General features: G+C 61.7%; 19 protein-coding genes and 4 pseudogenes. 8 read left to right on the top strand and 15 right to left on the bottom strand.

Going from position 1 to position 20,841, the window contains the following annotated elements:
- Nucleotides 1-109: 109 nt before the first annotated feature.
- A pseudogene (locus tag BLR85_RS30560) lies at nucleotides 110-232 on the top strand (3,4-dihydroxyphenylacetate 2,3-dioxygenase); the annotation flags it as partial.
- Nucleotides 233-368: 136 nt separating this feature from the next.
- On the opposite strand, the gene BLR85_RS22675 reads toward BLR85_RS30560, so the two are convergent.
- From BLR85_RS22675 to BLR85_RS22650, 6 genes and pseudogenes are all read right to left on the bottom strand, one after another.
- Nucleotides 369-1,694 carry a TRAP transporter large permease gene (locus BLR85_RS22675; protein WP_093162816.1) on the bottom strand — a complete coding sequence of 442 codons (1,326 nt, stop codon included), beginning with the start codon at nucleotides 1,692-1,694 and terminating at the stop codon, nucleotides 369-371.
- Complete coding sequence (locus BLR85_RS22670; protein WP_244520840.1) at nucleotides 1,695-2,294, bottom strand: TRAP transporter small permease subunit; 600 nt, start codon at nucleotides 2,292-2,294, stop codon at nucleotides 1,695-1,697.
- A 72-nt stretch (nucleotides 2,295-2,366) separates the two neighbouring features.
- Nucleotides 2,367-3,317: pseudogene (locus BLR85_RS22665) on the bottom strand (TRAP transporter substrate-binding protein); the annotation flags it as partial.
- A 136-nt stretch (nucleotides 3,318-3,453) separates the two neighbouring features.
- The gene (locus BLR85_RS22660; protein WP_093162813.1) at nucleotides 3,454-4,497 is read right to left on the bottom strand and encodes an L-idonate 5-dehydrogenase; all 1,044 of its coding nucleotides are present in this window, start codon (nucleotides 4,495-4,497) and stop codon (nucleotides 3,454-3,456) included.
- A gap of 1 nt (nucleotide 4,498) precedes the next feature.
- Nucleotides 4,499-5,266, bottom strand: a complete 768-nt coding sequence (locus tag BLR85_RS22655; protein WP_093162810.1) for a glucose 1-dehydrogenase — start codon at nucleotides 5,264-5,266, stop codon at nucleotides 4,499-4,501.
- A gap of 10 nt (nucleotides 5,267-5,276) precedes the next feature.
- Nucleotides 5,277-6,473, bottom strand: coding sequence for a mandelate racemase/muconate lactonizing enzyme family protein (locus tag BLR85_RS22650; RefSeq protein ID WP_093162807.1), 1,197 nt, complete (start codon nucleotides 6,471-6,473; stop codon nucleotides 5,277-5,279).
- Between the two features lie 206 nt (nucleotides 6,474-6,679).
- Between BLR85_RS22650 and BLR85_RS22645 the strand changes: the two genes are divergently transcribed.
- Complete coding sequence (locus BLR85_RS22645; protein WP_093162803.1) at nucleotides 6,680-7,345, top strand: FadR/GntR family transcriptional regulator; 666 nt, start codon at nucleotides 6,680-6,682, stop codon at nucleotides 7,343-7,345.
- Between the two features lie 179 nt (nucleotides 7,346-7,524).
- Here BLR85_RS22645 and BLR85_RS22640 read toward each other — a convergent pair whose 3' ends face one another.
- Nucleotides 7,525-7,722, bottom strand: coding sequence for a hypothetical protein (locus BLR85_RS22640; protein WP_093162800.1), 198 nt, complete (start codon nucleotides 7,720-7,722; stop codon nucleotides 7,525-7,527).
- A gap of 1 nt (nucleotide 7,723) precedes the next feature.
- A complete protein-coding gene (locus BLR85_RS29315) occupies nucleotides 7,724-7,879 on the bottom strand; it encodes an RSP_7527 family protein (protein ID WP_170844712.1) in 156 nt (51 codons plus the stop codon).
- A gap of 513 nt (nucleotides 7,880-8,392) precedes the next feature.
- Here BLR85_RS29315 and BLR85_RS22635 point away from each other — a divergent pair.
- On the top strand, nucleotides 8,393-9,460 hold the full coding sequence (locus BLR85_RS22635) for a four-carbon acid sugar kinase family protein (RefSeq protein WP_244520839.1): 1,068 nt from the start codon (nucleotides 8,393-8,395) through the stop codon (nucleotides 9,458-9,460).
- Nucleotides 9,461-9,480: 20 nt separating this feature from the next.
- On the top strand, nucleotides 9,481-10,242 hold the full coding sequence (locus tag BLR85_RS22630) for a FadR/GntR family transcriptional regulator (RefSeq protein WP_093162792.1): 762 nt from the start codon (nucleotides 9,481-9,483) through the stop codon (nucleotides 10,240-10,242).
- Nucleotides 10,243-10,300: 58 nt separating this feature from the next.
- Here BLR85_RS22630 and pdxA read toward each other — a convergent pair whose 3' ends face one another.
- The 6 genes and pseudogenes from pdxA to BLR85_RS22600 all read right to left on the bottom strand — a co-directional run bounded on the left by pdxA (nucleotide 10,301) and on the right by BLR85_RS22600 (nucleotide 16,192).
- Nucleotides 10,301-11,239 (bottom strand): 4-hydroxythreonine-4-phosphate dehydrogenase PdxA, encoded by a 939-nt coding sequence (gene pdxA, locus BLR85_RS22625; protein WP_093162789.1) that lies wholly within the window; start codon nucleotides 11,237-11,239, stop codon nucleotides 10,301-10,303.
- A 27-nt stretch (nucleotides 11,240-11,266) separates the two neighbouring features.
- A pseudogene (locus BLR85_RS22620) lies at nucleotides 11,267-12,249 on the bottom strand (phosphoglycerate dehydrogenase).
- Nucleotides 12,249-13,130, bottom strand: coding sequence for a dihydrodipicolinate synthase family protein (locus tag BLR85_RS22615; protein WP_093162786.1), 882 nt, complete (start codon nucleotides 13,128-13,130; stop codon nucleotides 12,249-12,251). Before BLR85_RS22615 ends, BLR85_RS22620 begins: the two are co-directional and overlap by 1 nt.
- Nucleotides 13,127-14,509: a tripartite tricarboxylate transporter permease gene (locus BLR85_RS22610; RefSeq protein WP_244520838.1), complete on the bottom strand. Its 1,383-nt coding sequence runs from the start codon at nucleotides 14,507-14,509 to the stop codon at nucleotides 13,127-13,129. Before BLR85_RS22610 ends, BLR85_RS22615 begins: the two co-directional genes overlap by 4 nt.
- A 220-nt stretch (nucleotides 14,510-14,729) precedes the next feature.
- The gene (locus tag BLR85_RS22605) at nucleotides 14,730-15,488 is read right to left on the bottom strand and encodes a tripartite tricarboxylate transporter substrate binding protein (protein ID WP_244520837.1); all 759 of its coding nucleotides are present in this window, start codon (nucleotides 15,486-15,488) and stop codon (nucleotides 14,730-14,732) included.
- A 251-nt stretch (nucleotides 15,489-15,739) separates the two neighbouring features.
- Entirely contained in the window at nucleotides 15,740-16,192 is a 453-nt protein-coding gene (locus BLR85_RS22600; protein WP_244520836.1) for a tripartite tricarboxylate transporter TctB family protein, read from the bottom strand.
- A gap of 475 nt (nucleotides 16,193-16,667) precedes the next feature.
- Here BLR85_RS22600 and BLR85_RS22595 point away from each other — a divergent pair, with 475 nt between their 5' ends.
- Complete coding sequence (locus tag BLR85_RS22595; protein ID WP_212635139.1) at nucleotides 16,668-17,789, top strand: iron-containing alcohol dehydrogenase; 1,122 nt, start codon at nucleotides 16,668-16,670, stop codon at nucleotides 17,787-17,789.
- Nucleotides 17,790-17,948: 159 nt separating this feature from the next.
- Nucleotides 17,949-18,473, top strand: coding sequence for a c-type cytochrome (locus BLR85_RS22590; RefSeq protein WP_139188513.1), 525 nt, complete (start codon nucleotides 17,949-17,951; stop codon nucleotides 18,471-18,473).
- A gap of 55 nt (nucleotides 18,474-18,528) precedes the next feature.
- Here BLR85_RS22590 and BLR85_RS22585 read toward each other — a convergent pair.
- Nucleotides 18,529-18,792: pseudogene (locus BLR85_RS22585) on the bottom strand (aldehyde dehydrogenase family protein); the annotation flags it as partial.
- Between the two features lie 294 nt (nucleotides 18,793-19,086).
- Here BLR85_RS22585 and BLR85_RS22580 point away from each other — a divergent pair.
- Together BLR85_RS22580 and BLR85_RS22575 are read left to right on the top strand one after the other, a co-directional pair.
- Nucleotides 19,087-20,349: an aminotransferase class V-fold PLP-dependent enzyme gene (locus BLR85_RS22580; protein WP_093162835.1), complete on the top strand. Its 1,263-nt coding sequence runs from the start codon at nucleotides 19,087-19,089 to the stop codon at nucleotides 20,347-20,349.
- A gap of 254 nt (nucleotides 20,350-20,603) precedes the next feature.
- Nucleotides 20,604-20,841 (top strand): helix-turn-helix domain-containing protein (locus BLR85_RS22575; RefSeq protein ID WP_139188512.1); only part of this gene is annotated, 238 nt, incomplete at its 3' end.

Below are 20,841 nucleotides of genomic sequence, written 5' to 3'. Positions count from 1 at the left end.
CATCACCGTCTACGAAGCAGGCGAGGCCATGATCCAGGTAGGGACCATCGGTTTCGAATTGCTGCGCGGCGTCGGCCCGGCGGCGACCATGCTGGGATCGACGGCCGATGACACGATCATGCTTTTCGGTGCCCTCGGATGGGACAAGTACAAGGGCAAGGGCGAGGTGGTCACCGAGTATTTCCCGTCGTCGGGAACCGGGCAGACCAACGTCGTCTTCTCGCTCGACTAAGGGCTTTCACGAAAAAACGCTCGCAGCATGTGGGCGGCAGTGCCGGCCATTGCTGCGAGCGAAACTCATCGGCCGGAGCCTCGATGAGCGTGCCGCGCGCCGTGGGAGGTCTGGCGCGCGGCATGGCCTTTCCAGGTCAGTCGAACCAGAACAGCGCGATCTGCGGGAAGGCGACCAGAAGGCCCACGGCCAGCACCTGCATCGCGATGAACGGCAGCAGCGAGCGGAAGATGATTCCGAGCGTGATGTCGTCCGGAACCACAGACTTGAGGTAGAAGGCAGCCGGACCGAAGGGCGGAGAGAGGAAGCTCACCTGCATGTTCATGCAGAAGACCACGCCGAACCAGATCGGGTCCAGCCCCAGCGACTTGATGATCGGCACGAAGATCGGCATCGTCAGCAACGCCACGCCGACCCAGTCAAGGAAGGCGCCGAGCACGAAGAGGATCGCCATCATGAACAGCACGATCACGGTGGGGTTGTCGGAGATGCCGTACATCAGGTCCGAGATGAACTTGATGCCGCCCATGAGATTATAAACCCCAACCAGCGCGGTAGCGCCGATGCCGATCCAGACGATCATGCCCACGGTGGCCAGCGTCTGCATGGCCGCGCCCTTTAGCAGGCCCCAGGTGAACTCGCCGCGGATGACGGTCGAGAGCAGCACGCCACCAACACCGACCGCGGAGGCTTCGGTCACGGAGGCGATGCCGCCATAAATCGAGCCGAGCACGGCGATGACGACGAGGATCGGCAGGAAGAGGCCCTTGGCAAGGCGGATCTTCTCGGCTGCCGGGATATGCTGGACCTCGGGAGGAGGCACCGCGCCCGGGGTGAAATAGGCCCGAAACAGCACGTAGAGCACGTAGAAGGAGGCCAGCATGAAGCCGGGGATGAAGGCCGCGGTGAAGAGGTCGCCGATCGAGACCGAGGCAGTCAGCCCGTAGATGATGAGCACGATCGACGGCGGCACCATGGTACCGAGCGAACCGCCCGCGCAGACAACGCCGATGGAGAGGTTGCGGTCATAGCCCTGGCGCAGCATTTGCGGCAGCGCAAGCAGGCCGAGCAGAACGACCTCGCCGCCGATGATCCCCGACATGGCCGCCAGGATGATCGAGACGAAGATGGTTTGCACCGCCACGCCGCCCCTGATCCGACCACCAACCAGCTTCATCGCGTCGAAGAGGTCTCGCGCGATGCCTGATCGGTCGAGAATGGCCGCCATGAGGACGAACATTGGCACCGAGACAAAGACGAAGTTCTCGACGAAGGTGTAGATCCGGGAGGAGATCACCTGCACGGCGATCGGGCCGAAGCCCAGCAGCGCGAATGTCAGCGAGACAAGCAGCGTGACGAATGCCAGCGGCATGCCGGTGAGCAGCAGCACCACCATCAGGCCGAACATCATCAGCGTCGAGTTGCCGATGCCGATCGCGGCGAAGTCGATGATAGCGTTCATTTATTTCGTCTCCTCGGTGACACGCCGGATGTAGTTCCACGAAAGGATCAGGAACTGGATCGTCATGAGGATCATCACGATCAGCAGGAAGGTCTTCACCAGCGCCGGGGTCGGCGGGTTCCAGGCAGAGCCGGAACGCTCCATCCGGAAGTCGCCCACGGGCGAGAACAGCGCTTTTTCGGACATGATCCAGGCGGCATAGGTGAAGAAACCTGCCGCGATGAAGGACGCGATGGAGATCAGGATATCGAAGACCCGGCGCACGCGGGAGGGCAGGATGTCGTAAATCAGAACCACGCGGATATGGCTGTTACGCGATGCGCAGTAGAGCCCGCCATAGAGGAAGGAGATACCGCAGAGAAAGGTCGTCGTCTCATGTGCCCATACGGTCGGGCTGTTGAGCACATAGCGCAGGAAGACCTCGATCAGCAGGATGCAGGCAGAGGCACAGATCGCTACTGCGAAGATAAAGCCGCCCGCGTTGATGATCTTGCCGAACCGGCCGGCCTCTCGGACGGCGCCACGGTCGACCTTGCGGGTGGAAGGCTCGGCCGCTGCCGAAGGATCCAACCCGGGATCCATTTCTGTGTTTTCGGTCATTTGGGGATTTGCCCGTAAGAGGGGAAAGAAAAGGGCGGGCCAGTAATGGCCCGCCCACGATCAGGGCATTTCTTAGTTCAGAAGCCCGTTCTCGGTCAGATAGGCGGTCAGCGTGTCATAGACCTTCTGGGCCATCGGCGAACCCTCGGCGAGCGACTTCCACTCTTCCTTGGCGATGGCACGGAACTTGGCGCGCTCATCGGCCGGCCAGTCATGCACGGTGATGCCCTCGGCCTTGGCGGTTTCGATGGCGGCAAGGTCACGCTCTTTCAGGCCACCGACTTGGTCTTCCTGGAACACCTTGATCGAGTCGTAGAAGGCTTGCTGGATGTCTTCCGGCAGCGCATCCCACTTCGCCTGGTTCATCGAGATCTCGACGAGCGGCAGCGAGTGGAAGCCCGGGTAGACCGGGTGCGGGGCAACTTCATTCATGCCGACTTCCTGGTTCACAGAGAACACGGAATAGTCGGCGGCGTCGATCACGCCCTTGTCGAGCGCGGTGTAGACTTCGGAGGCCGGCAGGTTCACCGGAGCCGCGCCGGCGGCACGGAACACGTTGGCGATCGGGCCTTCCGGCGAGCGCATCTTGAGGCCCTTCAGATCGTCGACGCCGTCAAGCGGCACCTTGGAGACGAAGGCTTCCAGACCCGGGGTCGACACGCCGATGAAGTGGACGCAATAGGGGGCTTCCAGTTCGCGCATCAGTTCCTTGCCGCCGCCATTCTCGACGAAGTCGATCATCTGGGCCGGGTCAGACCATGCGCCGACCGGGTTGGCGATCAGGCCAAATGCCGGATCCTTGCCTGCCCAGTAGGAGCTGTCGCAGATATGGCCGTCGAGCAGGCCGGCACCGACGGCTTCAAGCGTCTCCTTGTAGTCGACGATCGTACCCACGGGCAGCATCTCGACCGAGACCTTGCCGTCGGTCATTTCCTTGAGCGCCTCGGTCCAGGCAACCTGGTACTCGAAGTTCGGGTTGCCTGCCGGATCCGACGACTGGAAGCGGAAGCTGTATTCCTGGGCCGAGACGCTAAACGCCGTTACGGCATTCCTGGGCCGAGACGCTAAACGCCGTTACGGCGAGCGCGATGGCAGTGGTGAATGTACGTGTGCGATTCATGGGGATCCTCCCTTGCACGTTGACATTAACAGGGGCCGCTTACCCCTGCTCGAAACGGATTTGCACCTTCATGGCCTTGGCCTTGTCGGAGGCGAAGTCGAAGGCGGCGACGGCATCGTCCACCGGGAACTCGCCGGTCAGGACCGGGGCGAGGTTCACCCGTCCGCGGTCGATCAGCTCTGCGGCGACCGCGAATTCGTGGTCGAAGCGGAACGAACCGGAAAGCTTGATTTCCTTGGTCACGACGAGGCTCAGCGGCAGCACCGGTTCGCTGCCGAGGCCGACGGTGACAATCTGCCCGCCGGGTGTGACGACTTCGCAGGCGGTCTTGAGCGCGGGGGCCGCGCCGGAGCACTCAAAGACACAGTCGATCCGGCCCTTGTGCTCCCGTAGCGCGTCGAGCGCCTCGGGTTCGGCCAAAAGGTCGATGCAGCGATCGGCGCCCATCTCGGCGGCGATCTTCAGCGGCGCGGGCGTGATGTCCGTGACGATGATCTCGGTCGCACCGGCAAGCCGCGCCGCGGCGACGCAGAGACAGCCAATGGGGCCGGAGCCCGAGATCAGCACCCGCTTGCCCAGAAGCGGGCCGGCCTGATTGACGGCGTGCAGGCAGACCGAGAACGGCTCGCAGAGCGCCGCGAGACCGAGATCGGTTTCCGGCGACACCCGCACAGCCTGCTCGGCCGGCACGTTGACCTCGGCAAGGAACAAGCCCTGCTCATGCGGCATCCGCATGGCCGAGCCGTTGAAGCGCATGTCGAGGCATTCGTGGCGCATGTCCTTCTTGCAGAACTCGCAGGTCCCGCAAGGGCGCGAAGGGTTCACCGCGACCTTGTCGCCCACGGCAAGCCCGGCAACACCGGCGCCGAGTTCAGTCACGACGCCCGAAACCTCGTGGCCAAGCGCCATCGGATGCTTGATGCGGACGGTGCCGAAACCGCCGTCGTGGTAATAGTGAAGGTCCGATCCGCAGATACCGCCGCGGGCGATCGCAACCTTGACCTCTCCTTCGCCTGCCGGCTGGGCGGCGTCAATTTCCTCGACACGAAGGTCATGCGGGGCGTGGATTATAACTGCTTTCATGTCAGAGCACCGAGATCATGCCGCCATCGACGTAGATGAGCTGGCCGTTGATGTAATTGGAGGCGTCGGAGGCGAGGTAGATCGCCGTGCCGGCCATCTCTTCCGGCTGGCCCCAGCGACCCGACGGGGTCCGCTTGCAGACCCATTCGTTGAACTCTTCGTTCTCGATCAGGGCCGTGTTCATTTCGGTCGCCATGTAGCCCGGGCCGATGGCGTTGACCTGGATCCCCTTGGAAGCCCATTCGGCGGTCATGATCTTGGTCAGCATCCGCACGCCACCCTTGGCCGCGCCATAGGGGCTGACGGTTGCCCGCGCCGCATCGGAAAGCAACGAACCGATATTGATGATCTTGCCGTGGCCGCGCGGGATCATCCGCTTGGCAGCCTCGCGGCCGCAAATGAAAACCGCCGTCAGGTTGACGTCGATGACTTTCTGCCAGTCCTTGGTTTCAAGCTCGACGATGGGCTTGCGAAACTGGATGCCGGCATTGTTGACCAGGATGTCGACCGCGACGCCATCGGCGTCGAGTTTCTCGAAGGCGGCGACGATGGCAGCCTCGTCGGCCACGTCGAAGGGAGCGCCGATGACATCGTAGCCTTCGGCCTTCATTTCCTCCACCGCTTCCTGCAACCGTGCCTCGTTGACACCATTGAGAATGACGCTGGCGCCGGCGGCAGCCATACCTTCGGCCATGGCGCGACCGAGGCCGCGGGAAGAACCGGTAATCATTGCGGTCTTGCCGCTGAGATCGAAGAGTTTCGTGCTCATTATCTTTTCCTCAAAGTTCGGAAGCGCGCGTGCTCAGGTCGGAGCGCTCGAAGAAGCCGGGCTGAAGCTCGGTTCCAAGGCCGGGGCCTTCCATCGGGTAGACGTATCCACCTTCGATTTTCGGCACCTCAGTCACCAGGTCGCGATACCAGCCCTTGTAGAACGCGCGCACGGATTCCTGGATCAGGGTGTTGGGCTGACTGAAGCTCATGTGAACCGCCGCCGCGAAGCCGACCGGGCCGATGCAGTCATGCGGGGCGAAGGGACGGTGATAGGTCTCGGCCATTGCGGCGATCTTGCGGCCCTCGGTGAGCCCGCCGGTCCAGCAGAGATCGGCCATCACGACGTGGCAGGCGTCGCGGTCGAGAAATTCCTTGAAGGCATAGCGCGAACCGAGCGTCTCGGAAGCACAGGTCCACACGTCGGTCGAACGGGCGTATTCGGCGAGCGCCTGCGGCGAGTTCATCCGGATCGAGTCTTCGTACCAGGTCGGCGCGAAGGGCTCGAGCGCCTTGGCGATCTTCTTTGCGGTCGGCAGGTTCCACAGCGAGTGGAACTCGACCATGATCTCCATCTTGTCGCCAACGGCGTTGCGGATCTGCTCGAAGGGCTTGATGGCGGCCTTCATCTGCTCGACCGAGATCCACAGACCCTTGTTCTCCATCGCCGCCGGGTCGAAGGGCCAGATCTTCATCGCCGTGATGCCATTGTCCAGCAGGTCTTCGGCCAGCGCACCGGCATCGGTCATGAAGGCCTGCAGGTCTTCGTATTGCCCGTCTTTGCCGAAATTCCAGGTGTCGACCGGTTTGATGTTATTCGTGGCGACGTATCTCGTGCCGGCGCAGGTATTGTAGACGCGCATCTTGTCGAAGCAGAGCCCGCCCAGCATCTGGTGAACCGGCTGGCCGCAGACCTTTCCGAACAGATCCCACAGGGCAATATCGACAGCCGAGCAGGCACGATATTCGACGCCGGTGGAGCTCTGCGCGTTTGGCAGGTTCAGCATCTCCTTGTGGAGCGCTTCGATATGGAGCGGGTTCTGTCCAAGCAGACGGCTGGCAAGCGTGTCGTGGATATGCGCCTCGACCGCGGCCGCGCCATAGAAGGTCTCGCCCAGACCGATAACCCCCTCATCGGTCTCGACATGCACCCAGAGAATATTCTGGCGCGCCTCGATCCGGAATGTCCGGATGGCTGTGATTTTCATGGGAGTCCCCCTTTTTCGTCGTGGACTGCACTTTGCAAACGGGTGGTGCACCCTGAAGCGAGTCTATCATTTCTTGCCGCCTGATACGACAGCATGGTAATTAATGGAAGAGTTAAGTATAGGTTTAATACGATAGAATAAACAAACCTATCATACAATCGAGCGAACCAGACGAAGAAAAAACGTCAAGCCTCGTCGAACGAACGATGTCGGACATCAGAAAATTTATCCATGAAAAGGAGTTAAAAGCCGGGGACGTTCTGCCGTCCGAAACCGCCTTCGCCAACCAGTTGGGCATTTCCCGCACGGTCGCCCGGGAAGCACTGCGCGGACTCGCCGCACTCCGCATCCTGGATGTCGGGAGTGGCCGGCGGGCCCGAGTCGCGGGTCCGACCGCCGAGGCGCTCGCCGTCATCGTCGAACACACCGTCTATACGAAGCAATTGTCGGTGGCTCAGGTGCAGGATGTGCGCCGGACACTGGAAATGCGCACCGTCAGCCTCGCGGCACTTCATCGCAGCGACAGGCAGGCGCTGGAGCTGCTCGAACTGGTTTCCGGCATGGAAGAGGCGCTCGAGCGCGATTCCCACCGGGTGCGCGACCTCGATATCCGCTTCCACGAACTCATTGCCCAGGCTTCGGGCAACCCGATCTACTCGGTTCTGATCAATTCCTTCCGCATCATCACCCGGCAGACATGGGATATCGGCTGGCACGCCCGAGGAACACCGGAGAACCGGTTGGAAAACATCAAGTGCCACGAGCGGATCGCACGTGCGATTACGACGCGGGAAGCGGTGCGTGCGGAGGCGGCGATGTCGGAGCATTTTGACAGCTCCTTCATGGTTCTGCTCAAGGCAGGCGTGAACTGAAAGACGGGCACTCCGTACTTCAACGACAACGTCGAGAAAAGTCAGCTTTTTGCTGTTCTCCTGCAATTGGACGGCACGCGCCAATCACAATCAATGGGCGTTCGGGAATGTCGGACTCGAAACCCAATCACGAGCTCCCCCCAACGGACTCGAGATCGGATGCTTTGCAGAACTGGCGATCAGCCCTTGCTGGCCTCGGCATCGCCCAGCACCACGTTCTTGCGCAGAGAGGACAACGCGGTCATGACACGGCCGAACCAGTTCATCATGGAGATGACGTCGTCGGAGAGACGTTGGGCCTGAAGAATTTCCGCTTTCATGGTCGGGGATATGTAAACATCACGCTCTTCGAGATGCTTGATCAGATCGTTTACCATGTCACTTTGCCTCCACACCGGAAGCCTGGCCCTGAACGGATGTGAGACGTTCAAATGTTCGCTTCACGAACTGGCCAAATTGCCCGGCGAGCTTGCGAATGAATTCGGCACGGATCTGGTTGGCTTCCCGTTCGATCTCTACGAGAGGTCTTTCCATTTTATGCACTCCTATAATGACGACCGTTGTGAACAGAATGGGCGAGTTCCAGAATCAATGGTAGCGTTAACGCTGCATTGCAGAATTGCAAAAACTGCAATGCAGGCAATGGCTTGAGAGTCAGGCCGCCCGGATTGAAGAACGAGAAGCGCTTCCCGCGCCGCCCCCTCCTCGAATGAAATCTTCAAAAAACGGGCCTCCGAGAGCCTGACCTCCCTCCCTGTCGATAGTCCCCCAGAACAGATTTTGGCGTCCTCCGTCTGCCGCGCTTTCCACAGCACCGACTTGTCGGTGCGCACCAAGAACTCCGACACCGAAATTGAAAGATGTAAAAAGGTTTTCCAAAGGAAATAGAAAGGAAAAATTGAACTTTTCGCGAAACCAACTTACAACATGATAAATAGTCAGAAAGCGAGTCTGCACGCGCCGCGCGACGCCACCGCCCTCGTGTGGCTCGATGCTTAGGCTTGCGCGGGCTGCACCGGTTCGGACCTCGCTTCGCCAGGATTGGAGATGGCACCCCTCATGAATCCAGATGTGCTGATCATTGCCGACGACGTTACCGGAGCCCTCGACAGCGCCGTGGCATTCTCGGTCCGCGGCATGCGCGTCGTCGTCGCCCTGTCCCCGGACGATCTTGGCGCAGCCATGGCGCTCGGCGCCGATGCGGTTGCGGTCGCCACCAACTCGCGAGAAGGCGGCGCAAAATCGGCCCGGGCCGCGATGGCGAAGGTGCGCAGATCTTCCGCCGGATTCCGGGGAGTGCTTTTCAAGAAGGTCGATAGCAGGTTGAAAGGTCATATCGCCGCCGAAATCGACGGGATGTCGCTTCCGGCAAGCACGCAATTGCTTGCCTGCCCCGCAATACCGTGCCTCGGCCGCCACGTTATGGGAGGGGCTGTCTGCGGCGCGGGCGTGACGACGCCAATTGTAGTCACGCCGAAAATCGGGCGGCCAGCGCAGGTGCCCGACGTGTCAAGCCAGGTCGATATCGACGCGGCGCTGCCAGAGGATCTGTCCGAAATGCTCTTCGTCGGAGCGGTCGGGCTCGCGGAGGCGCCGGCCAAGAGACTCGTGCCGCGGCACAAACCCCGGTCGGTTCTTTTACCGCGCGCGCCTGCCCTCCTGGCCATCGGCTCACGCGACCCGGTGACTCTTGCACAAGTCGCCGCGCTCGACATCCTGCCCAAAGTTCCTGCGCCCAATGGCGCCGTGCCCGAGACGCAGCTCACTGAAACGACGCTTGTCCAGATGACAGCGGGCGACGTCAAGGTGAATGGCCGTTTGGCTGGAGAGGCATTCGCGGCAGGGATTGCACGCGCCCTTTCGAGGTCGGAAATGCCAACGCTTTTCGGATGCGGCGGCGAGACTGCGGCGGCGATCCTGCGCAAGCTCGATGTCGGATTGCTCGAGATTTCCGGCGAGTTGCTACCCGGCGTGCCGTTTTCCCGCAGCCTTGACGGCCCGCGCACGATCGACATCATCACGAAGTCCGGCGGTTTCGGTCCGCCCGACACCCTTGTAAAACTCGTCGAGCTTCTGACCAATGCAACCGGATCGGAGCGAGTCGATCAGGATTGAGCCATCAGGGAGAACGGACGATGAAGCCGGAACGGACGAAACGGCGAACGACGCTGACCGATCACGTCTATCACGTGCTCTACAGCCGGATCATCAACGGCGACTATCCGACGAACCAGAAACTGCCGCCGGAAACCGTTCTGGCAGCCGATTTCGACGTGTCCCGCCCGGTCCTCCGGGCCGCTCTGGAACGCCTCCGCCAGGAAGACATGATCTATTCCCGTCAGGGCGCCGGCTCCTTTGTGCGCGCGCACAAGACGATGCCCGTGGGATATGCACGGGTCGAGACCCTCGCCGACATCCAGCGCTGCTACGAGTTCCGCCTTAATCTGGAAACCGAAGCCTGCGCATTGGCCGCGCAGCGGCGCAATTCGGAGATCTTGGAAGAGATCGAGATGTCGCTGGACCTTCTGCGTTCAGCCATGGAATCTCAGCAACACCGCGAAGACGCCGATTTCGCCTTTCACCACGGCATCACCAAGGCTTCGAACAACCACTATTTCGACGCCTCCCTGCGCGCGCTTCGGGAACAGATCAATGTCGGCATGACGCTGCACGGCAACGCGATCATCACCGAAGGGCCGACTGGCCTGGCCAGCGTTCTGGAAGAGCACAAGGCGATCTTCGACGCCATCCACCTGCAAAAACCCGAAGAGGCGCGCGGCTTGATGCGCATGCATCTTGAGCATTCCCGCGACCGGCTGTTCGGCGGCGGGTTGCTCGACCTGCGGATGAAGGAAAGCCCGACGAACGGATCGGAAACGAAAACGGACGGCGCCTGAAACAGGCACCGTCCGGATCCCTCGCGGAGGTTAACGGCAGCGGGAGGGAGAGGCCGGCTCAGCCGCGAGTGGATGCCAGCTTCTTGCCGTAGTCGAGCGCGGCCAGCATGTTGACATGTTTGGCCACGCCGGTGCCGGCGATGCCGAAGGCCGTGCCATGATCGACCGAGCAGCGGTCGATGGGCAGGCCCAGCGAACAGTTGATCGCGGTGTCGAAGGCGATCAGCTTCACCGGGATATGGCCCTGATCGTGATATTGGGCGACCATTAAGTCGAAATCGCCGGTATGGGCCCGGTAATAGGCGGTATCGGCAGGGATCGGGCCGACCACGTCGATCCCGTCCGCCTTCGCACGCTCGACGCCCGGTGTGACCTGCAAATCGTCCTCGCGGCCGAAAAGCCCGTTCTCGCCGCAATTGGGGTTGATACCCGCCACCCCGATACGCGGGGCCTCGATCCCCATGCGCTGCATGTGGCGGTAGCCGGTAACGATGGTCTCGTAGATGCGCTGTGGCATGGCCCGTTTGGTGATCGCATCCTTGAGCGAAACATGGGTCGAGACGTGGATCACGTTGAGAGTGGGAGAGGCAAGCAGCATCCTGGAGGACTTGCTCCCTGTCAGGTCCGCGAGCATGCCTGTATGACCGTCGTAGTGATGGCCGGCGGCGTTGAGCGCCTCCTTGCTGAGCGGCGCGGTCACGATTGCACCGGCCTGCCCGCTCATCGTCATCTCGACAGCCTTGACGATGTAGCGGTAGGACGCCTCGCCGCAGGCCGCCTCGACGACGCCGAACTTGCCCGGCAGGCCGTCAACGGGAACATGCACCAGAGACAGCGCGCCCTCGACCGGCGAGCCATATTCGGTGAGGCGAAGGGACAGATCGCAAACCTTGCAGGCGCGCTCCTCGAAAGGCAGGCTGGCGATCGCCTTGACCGTCACTTCGGCGCCGACTCCGGCGGGGTCGCCCATGGTGATGACAATCGGTTTTTCACTCATTCTATTCACTCCTTGGCGCCAGCCGGTTCAGCCGACGGGATCGGCCACGGGGGCAAGGTCGCTGGCATTGAGGCAACGCGCGGGCATCTGCCCGGCCAGCAGGGCCTCGATATCCTCTATCACCATCAGCCCCATGTTCTCGACCGACTCCTTGGTGTCCGCACCCGAATGCGGCATGAAGACCGCGCGCGGATGGTGGAACACCGGGTGGCTCGCGTTGGGCGGCTCCGAGACATAGGCGTCGATGCCCACGCCACCGAGCGTGCCGGCCTCCAGCGCCGCGGCAACGGCATCCAGATCGACAACTTCGCCACGAGCAAGGTTGAGCAGGCAGGCCGTCGGCTTCATCAGCTTGAGCTTCTCCGCATTGATCAGCCCGGCATTTTCCGCCCCGCCAAAGATATGCAACGAGACATAGTCGGACACCTTGAGCAGATCGTCCAGCTCAAGAATCCGGATCTCGTTCGCGGCGGTAAAATCCTTGTCGGCATAGGGGTCGGTCGCAACCATTTCATGCCGATGCCGCGCGCGGCGAGGGCAAGCTTGCGGCCGATATTGCCCAGGCCCACGATCCCCACCGTCTTGCCGGAAAGCTCGGTGCCGACCTTGCGGTCCCAGCCCCCGGCGATGACGGAGGCGTGGCTAGAGGGTATGTTGCGGGCCAGCGCGAACATGAAGCCCATCGCAAGCTCGGCAACCGCGTTGGCATTGGCGCCGGGCGTATTCATCACTGGCAGGCCGGCCGCCGTGCAGGCGGGGACGTCGATATTATCGACGCCGACACCATGCTTGATGACACCCTTCAGGTTGGCGGCCCCTTTCAGGGACGCCTTGGTGACCGCGATCAACCCGACCACCAGCACATCGGCACGGGCGATATGTTCGGAGACGCCGCCATCGGGAATGTCGCGGTCCACGCAGCGGATCAGCTCCCATCCGTTCTCGGCAATCAGGTCCGGCACACGGCCATGCTTGCCGAAACCGGGAGATGTGGTGAGAACAACCGTCATCAGATCAGCTCAAATTTCTTGAGAATGGCCTCGATTTCCTTGTCCTGCTCGGGATCAGGCAAAAGCGCGGGCTGACGCGAGGCGCCGACGGAGTGATCCATCACCCAGAGCGCGCGCTTGACCATCGCGGGCGGGAAACCGAGCTTGTAGAGATCGACACGCATGCCGGTATAGGCTTCCTGCGCGGCGGCAGCACCCGCTTCGGCGCCGGCGTTGTAGCAGGAGACGATCCTGGCCAGCACGTTCGGCATGACGTTGCCAAGGCCCGAGATGCAGCCGGCGGCGCCGTTCTGCAGCGCCCAGTGGACGAGGTGGTCGGGGCCCGAATAGACCTCGAAGCCTTCCTTCGCCTTGCCAACGGCCATGTAGGCTTCCAGTGTTTCCTTGGCGCCACCGCTATCCTTGATACCGGCAATGTTCGGGTGATCGGCCAGCTTGGCAGCGGTTTCCGGCTCGATATGGTTCTGCGTGCGGGCCGGGATATCGTAGAGATAGATCGGCGTCGAAACACCGTCGGCGACGGTGTGGTAATGGCGGATCAGGCCGTCCTGCGTACAGGCGATGAAGAAGGGTGTGATGACAGCGATGCCATCGACGCCAATCCGGTCGAATTCCTTGGCCAGCTTCAGCGTCTCGAAGGTGGCCGGCATGCCGGCATTGACGATCACCTTCACCTTGCCGGCAACCTCGTCGACAACTTCCTCGGTCAGCTTCACCTTCTCGTCGAAGGTCAGGGCCGAAAAGTCGCCATTCGTCCCGGCGCAGAGGATGTTGTTGCCGGCTTCGACCTGGCGGCGCACCTGGGCGCGGGTGGCCTCGTAGTTGAGGGTCTCGTCTTCATTGAAGCAGGTGACGAGGGCCACATAGGCAGATTTGGTCATGCGTTGTCCCTTTTTTGGGAAGATGCGCTGCGGCGGGCGAGGCGCTTGGCAATCATCGGCCAGGCGAGCGACAGAACCGTCAGCAGCAGGAAGAGTTGGGTGATCGGGCCGGAAGCAAATTCGAACAGGTTGTCATGGGTCTGCAGCAGCCCGCGCCGGAGGTTGGATTCCATCATCGGACCGAGGATCAGCGCGATACAGAGCGCGGCCTGGCTGAAGCCGAATTTCTGCATGCCCCAGCCAAGCACCCCGAAGCCCACCATCGTGTAGAGGTCGACCGGGTTCAGGTTGATGGCGAAGGAACCGATGAAGCAGAAGACAATGATCGACACCGACAGCACGTGGCGCGGGATCATCAGGATGCGGCTGAAGAGCGGGATCAGCGCCATGCCGAAGACGAACATGAAGATCGTGGCCAGGAAGGTGCCGCCGAAGATACCGACGATCACATCCGGGTTGGACTGGAACATCAACGGCCCCGGGGCGAGCCCTTGGATCATCAACCCGCCCATCAGGACGGCAGTAACGACATCGCCGGGGATACCAAGTGCCAGCAGAGGAATCAGGGCCGCGGCGCAGACAGCGTTGTTTGCGCTTTCGGTGGCGGCGATGCCGGGAGCGTAGCCAGTGCCGAATTTCTCGGGCGTTTTCGAAGAGCGGCGAACCTCGTTATAGGCGATCCAGGAGGCGGTGCCGGAGCCGGTACCGGGCACGATACCGATGAAAGTGCCGATGATCGAGCCGCGCAACAGGGCGCTGCGGCTTTCACGCAGGTCGGCCCATGAGGGCCAACGACCGGCGATCTTCCGCGAGACGATCTCGCCAGTGGCATGTTTTTCCATCTGGCTGAAGACTTCGGAGAGGGCGAAGAGGCCGATCAGTGCCGGTGTGAACGCAAAGCCGGACGCAAAGCCGGACACACCGAAGGTGTAGCGCAGCACGCCCGAGATCGGGTCGGCACCGACGCAGGCGATGAGCACGCCGAGCATGCCGGAGATCGCCCCCTTGAGGATGTCGCCCGAGAGCGAAGCGATGATGGTCAGCCCGAACAGTGCCAGGGCGAAATACTCCGGTGCGCCGAACTCCAGCGCGATTTCCGCCAGTTGCGGCGCCAGCGTTGCCAGAACGATGGCGGCGAACAGGCCGCCCACCGTGGAACCGATGGTCGCCATGCCAAGCGCCTTGCCCGCTTCGCCCTTCTGGGCCATCGGGTAGCCATCGAGCACGGTCGCGGCGGAGGCCGGCGTGCCGGGAGTACGCAGCAGGATAGAAGAGACGCAGCCGCCGTAGATACCGCCGATATAGATGCCGATCAGCATGTTGATCCCCATGACGGGGGTCATGCCGAAGGTCAGCGGAATGAGAAGCGCGACCCCCATGGTTGCAGTCAGCCCCCGGCAGCGCACCGATGATCAGGCCGCCGAACGTGCCGAGCGCAATGGCGCCCAGGATCGCGGGGTTCAGGAGTTGGGTTAGGTAGGACAGCGTTTCCATGTCAGGCAGTTCATCCCGCAACGGCCCTCGTGGACCGGAAAGAGGAGGCCGGGGAGCGCGGCATATCTTGCGCTCCCCGGTATTCGAGAGCCGGCAAGTTTCGGCTCAGTTGTTCATGCCGAGCATGCCGAGTGCTTCGATGGCGTCGTGGGCCATCTTGCTGTCGCCCATGGCGCGCTTCTCGAAGGTTGCGGCATCTTCATAGACAACGAACTCGCCCATGTCGGTCATCTTCTGGACGAACTCCTCGTCCTGAGCGGCGACCTTGACGGCATTGCGCAGCCATTCCAGCTGCTCCGGTTCGATACCCTTCGGCGCGACCCAGGACTTCCAGGACGACCAGGTGAAATCGACACCATTTTCGACAGCCGTGGGCGTGTCCGGGAAGAGGTCGATGCGCTCGTCTTCCATGATGAAGATCGGCGTCATGTTGCCGGCGCGGGACTGCTCCAGCGCCTCGGCCGGCGAGGCGACCATGGCGTCGATATGGCCACCGACACAAGCGGTACGCGCATCGGCGAAGCCGTTAAAGGGCACGCTTTCCACCCCGATCCCGGCTGCGGCGGCAAAAGCCTCGGCAGAGATATGGTTGGCGCCGCCAGCACCCGAATTGCCGATTTGCGGCTTCTCGCTCCCGGCGAATTCGATGAAGCTGTCATAGTCGGTGAAGGGCGCATCCTTGCAAGCGACAAGCACTTGCAGCGAGCGGGAGATCACGCCAACGAAATCGACGTCATCAATGGAATAGTCCGTGCCACCCAGGTGCGGCAGCAGCGCGAGCGGGCCCTGCGCTCCACCGCCAACGGTGTAGCCATCGGGGGCGGGCGTGCACTGTCGCGGAGGTGCCGATTCCGCCGCCGCCACCGGGCTGGTTGCGCACCACGACGGTCACGCCGTCGAAGTTGCGTTCAATGCTGTCTGCCAGCAGGCGCATCGACAGGTCCGTCGAACCGCCCGCCGATTAGGGCACGATCACCTGGATCGGGCTATCGGGAAACTCCGCGAGGCCAGGCAACGCGAAGAGCGATGCGAGAGCCGTCGCGGCAATGAGGTTACGTTTTGTCATGGGGTCCTCCTCCATTGAACAAGTCGTTTTTCGGGAATCCGGCACCCGCTTACGGAAGCCAGACTTTCAGAACCTCGGTGAAGCCGAGATAGACGGTGCCAACCATGGCAACGGGAAAGAGCGTGAGCATCAGGATGCGCCTTTCGCCGAAGAGCCAGAGCCCGGCGATGAAGACTGCAAAAGTCGAGATCAGGTAGCCCACCGGCATGAATGCAGCGGCATAGGCGACGAGCAGCACGATGAAGATACCGATCTTCACCAGCGCGGCGCGGTCCGGAAGGGCGATCGTCTCGCCATGCTCACGGCGCAATGCCCGCACGATCATGATGATTGAAAAAACTGAGATCGCCACGATCATGAGCCACGGCAGAAAGGACGGCCCCGCGATGGTCGATCCGGCCTGAACTTTGATCCGAAGGGTTCTCCAGGCAGCGAAGGCACAGAAGGCAAGCAAGCCCATTCCGATGACCGTATCGCTCGGACGTTCGTCAATACCGCTCAAGTGACTCTCCCTTGTCGCAGCCGCACCCGGCATCCAACCGAGATGCGCCAGAGTCGTTCGCCTCCGGCCGTCTCGCGCCGAACCTTGAGCAACCCGATCGGGAAGTCAAAATTTTTGTTTAGTTGTCTTTTTTATTCCCGTATTTCATACGAATTTCGGGTATATATTTACCACGCTCATCCATTAGGCGAATTGCAAATATCCTCCTATTTATGTGTTTTTATTTATTTTATGCTATTATCACGCACCCAAAACAACCGACAAAAGCGCCAGAACGTCGCATCAAAACCGCAGGCAATAATATGTTGATAAATTTATTGCCCACTCCTATCCGAAGAGTTACGCGAAGGAGTATTTCCTGTTGGCGGTCACGCGAGCGAAGGCGGTGCGGGCAGTGTTCCAACCTGTCAGATACCGGCTCCGCCAAGGCCGCTCAGATCGCGCCTAGATCCGGAACAACAGAAGGCGGAGAGGAATCATGACAGACCTCACCCAACCAATTGAACTTCAATTCCCCCCGTCGATACGCTTCGGAACCGATGCACTGGCGAATCTTCCCACCTGGGTGGCCGAGAAAGGGTATGAGAAACCCTTTGTCGTCGCCGATGCGGTGAATGCGAAACGACTGGCACTGCTCGGACTGGGGGAGGTTGGCTGTTTCGGCGACGTCGTTCCCGAACCCGACATCCCGAACCTGAAAACGGCGGTTCAGGCGGCTGAAGGCGCCGACCTCATCATCGGTTTCGGCGGTGGCTCCGCGATGGACCTTGCCAAGCTGGTGGCGGTCATGGTTGGCCAATCGCTCGAGTTGTCCGAAATCAGCGGCCCGCACCGCGCACCGCCCCGCATGGTCGGCCTCGTGCAGGTTCCGACCACCGCCGGCACCGGCTCGGAAGTTGGCACCCGCGCACTGGTCACCGATCCGGAGACACAGAGCAAGGTCGCCACCGAGAGCCGCCACATGCTGGCCGATCTCTCAATTATCGACCCGATGCTGACCATGTCCGTCCCGCCTTTCGTGACCGCCGCCACCGGGGTCGACGCGATGGCGCATTGCGTGGAAGCCTTCACCTCCAAGCGCTCCCACCCGATCATCGACGAGTATGCGCGCCAAGGGATTGCGCTGGTTGGCCGTTTTCTCAAGCGGGCCGTGGAAAACGGCGACGATGCCGAGGCGCGCGTCGGGCTGGCGCTCGCGGCCTTTTACGGCGGCGTCTGCCTCGGACCGGTCAACACGACCGCCGGGCATGCCACTTCCTACCCGCTCGGAACGCGCCACAAACTGCCGCACGGGATCGCCAACGCGCTGATGTTCCCGCATGTGCTGGCGGCCAACGCAGCCGCTGTGCCGGAAAAGACCGCGATCATCTGCGAGGCGCTCGGCTTCGCGACTGGATCCGCGGAGGATATTCGTGCCGGAGCGAAAGCATTCTGCGCCGCGCTCGGCCTCGACATGCGTCTTCGCGCGCATGGCGTGCCGGAGGACGACCTGGGGAACATGGCGGACGAGGCCCATGCCATCCGCCGCCTGCTTGACTGGAACCCGGTCGATCTCAGCCGCTACGATATTTTCTCGCTTTACACGAACGCCTGGTAACCTCGTGGGATGATGCAGGGGGATCGCCTATGCGGCATCCCCCTGCCAATCTCGGGACGTCCCGCCAGAAAAACCGCCACCATCAAACCAAAGTCCAATATTCCGGCTGCGACCGGACTGTTACTTCTCGCTCCTGACAGGATCAGGAAAGGGAACGCCATGAAGTTGTTCGGATTTTGGGGAGCATTCGCGTCCGTTGGCCTGGCCGCCACCGCAATCGCCGAGGGCGACCCGGAAAAGGGCGGCAAAGTCTTCCGCAAGTGCAAGGCCTGCCATGCCGTGGGTGACGACGCCACGAACAAGACCGGCCCGTTGCTCAACGGGATTGTCGGCAGGCCCGCGGGACAGAGGCCGGATCTCAAGTATTCCTCCTCGCTCAAGGAGCTTGCCGAAGGCGGACTGACCTGGGACGCGGCAACGCTCGCGGCTTTTCTGAGCAAACCCAAGGAGGTCGTTCCGGGTGGCTCGATGCCTTTTGCCGGGCTTCGCAAGAAACAGGATATTGCGGATGTCATCGCCTGTCTGAGCGGGTTCGGGAAAACCGCAGACGCGACGCAGAGCAGTTCACGCTGGCGGCCGATCCCCCGGAGTCGGCCATTTCCGCATCAGGAACCCGTGTCGAGCAGACGGGAAATCACCAGCCCGCCCAGCAGGTACATCACGATCACGAAGCCCATCGAATAGGCCAGCACATGGCCAATCTCGAAGAGTTGTGTCTGACGTCAGCACCCACCGGACAGATCTTGAGCAGGATGTTGGAGCGTTCCGCTGCCGAGGTTGCGCCCCAGGCTTCCCGCGCCGCATGCGCGGCATCGAGCGCCGCCTCGACATCGGCAGCGCCGGAGCGCGCGACTTCGCAAATCTTCGCGCCGGTGATGGGCGTGGCGTTGTCGAAATACTGACCGCTCATTGGCGGCACGAAGCGTCCGCCGATGAAGTTGTCGTAGCGCGCCTTGAACGGCGAGGTGAAGTAGTCCGTGATGGGCTGGCTCATTTCATTCATGGGTGTCTCCTCCTGAAATACCGAATGCTCCCGCCAATGTTCCTCACCGCCCAATCTCGATCTACGGTCCCATGGTCGTACGACCATGGTCATACTGCGGAGGACTCCCGGTATCTGGCACTGCTTCCTGACTGTTACTGAAGCCGGCGGACGAAATGCCGTCGAGCCCGACGCGGCGACACGGCGCGGAGTTGTGAACTCGACACAGCCTGCCGTTGGTGACAATGTCGCCGCGCCCGCTCTCGATGCCCTCCATCGAGAGCCGAATGTTCCGGCTTCAGACAGGACATGACGATGATCCAGGATACCCCGTCGCTGATCGCGGCGATTCGCGACCGATTTGCCCATGTGGACAGCTGCCCCTTCCAGGGACCGCGGATATTTTTCGAGAATGCCGGCGGCGCGCTCACGCTGAAATCGGTCGTCGAGACCTCAGCCAAGTATGCCGCCATCCCCGACAACCAGGGCCGGGACAACCCCGCCGCCCATGCACTCGTCGCCACGATCGAAAAGGCGAAGGCCGACCTTGCCCTGTTCATGAACGCCTCCTCGGGGCAGTTCTTTGCCGGCGAGAGCGGAACGGAACTGCTGTTCCGGATGATCCGCACCGCCTGTGTCAACGCGCCGAAGGGCTCAAAGGTCATCGGCTCCTCCATCGAGCACCCGGCCAGCCGCAGCGCGGCGCGGCGTTGGGCCGAAATTTCCGGGCTCGATTACGTCAATGTCCAGCATGACGACGACACCGGAACAGTCCGGCCCGAGGATTACGCGGCGCTGATGACGCCCGATGTCTCAGTTGCCACGATCCTGCACGCCTCGCCGGTGACCGGCATGGGCATGGATGTGGCCGCCATTTCCAAAGCCATCCGCGCGGTTTCCCCGGACTGCCTGATCGTCGTCGACGGCATCCAGCACGCCGCGCACGGGCAGTTGAACATCGATTCCTACGGCATCGATGGCTACGCGATATCGCCCTACAAGGTGTTCTCCAGGCACGGATACGGCATCGCATGGGTTTCGGACCGTTTCGGGGCGATGCCGCATGACAAGTTGATCGGCGCCCCGGCAACGGGCTGGGAATTCGGCACGCGCGACACCGGCGCCTATGCCACGATCTCGGATGTGGTTGCCTATTTCGAGTGGCTCGGCGGCGAAATCTCCGACGAGACTGACCGGCGTGCACGCATTGAAGCGGCCGGCCGCGCCATCCATTCCTACGAGACCAGCCTTACCAATGCGATGATCAACGGAACCGGCAACCTGCCGGGGCTGAGGGACATGGCCCACATTCGCATCCTGGGCGGTGCGGATAACCCGGCGCGCGAAGGGCTGGTGTCGATCGTTGTCGAAGGAATGCCGTCGCCCGACGTGGTTACCCGTCTCAACGAACAGGGTATTCGCACACATACGCGCAAAGCGGACCATTACAGCAGCAACGTTCTGGACCCGCTCGGCCTGCCGGATTGCATCCGCATTTCGCTTTGTCACTACAACACGGAAGCCGAAATCGCCCAGCTTCTCGCCGCACTGAAGGAAATGGCAGACGTTAGCGAGTAAAGCCCTGAAATTGCGGACCTAACCCTTTTCGGCCAACCGCACGGGAACAATCCTTCGGATCGTGCCTCCGGCGGGGATAATTGAGGAAAGAGGAAACGCAGTTCATCTTCTGACCAAAAATATCTTGGGGGGAGCGCTCGCAAGAGCGCGGGGGGCAAAGCCCCCCTAGAGCGTTTCGCGGCCTATCTGATTCAGGCTTCCCAGATTGGTTGTGATGTGATTCCCTTCTGTTGAGGCAGATATAGGGGTCTCAGATGGGCAAACCACATCCAATAGAGCTACGCGAGCGCGTCGTCGCTTTTGTCGATGAAGGTCGCGGGCACCGCGATGCGGCGCGGCACTTCCGGGTTTCGCCGAGATTTGTGAACGATCTGATCAAGCTGCGGCGGGAAACCGGATCACTGACACCACGACCGCAAGGTAACGGAGGTGGTCACCGCAAACTGGCCGGCGTGACCGGCTGGATTGAGGCGCGCATCGCCGACAAGGGAG

The organism is Aliiruegeria lutimaris (assembly GCF_900099935.1).
Classification (GTDB): domain Bacteria; phylum Pseudomonadota; class Alphaproteobacteria; order Rhodobacterales; family Rhodobacteraceae; genus Tropicimonas; species Tropicimonas lutimaris.
The sequence above is the reverse complement of the archived record's forward strand: the minus strand, read 5'-3'. Positions and strand labels throughout refer to the sequence as shown.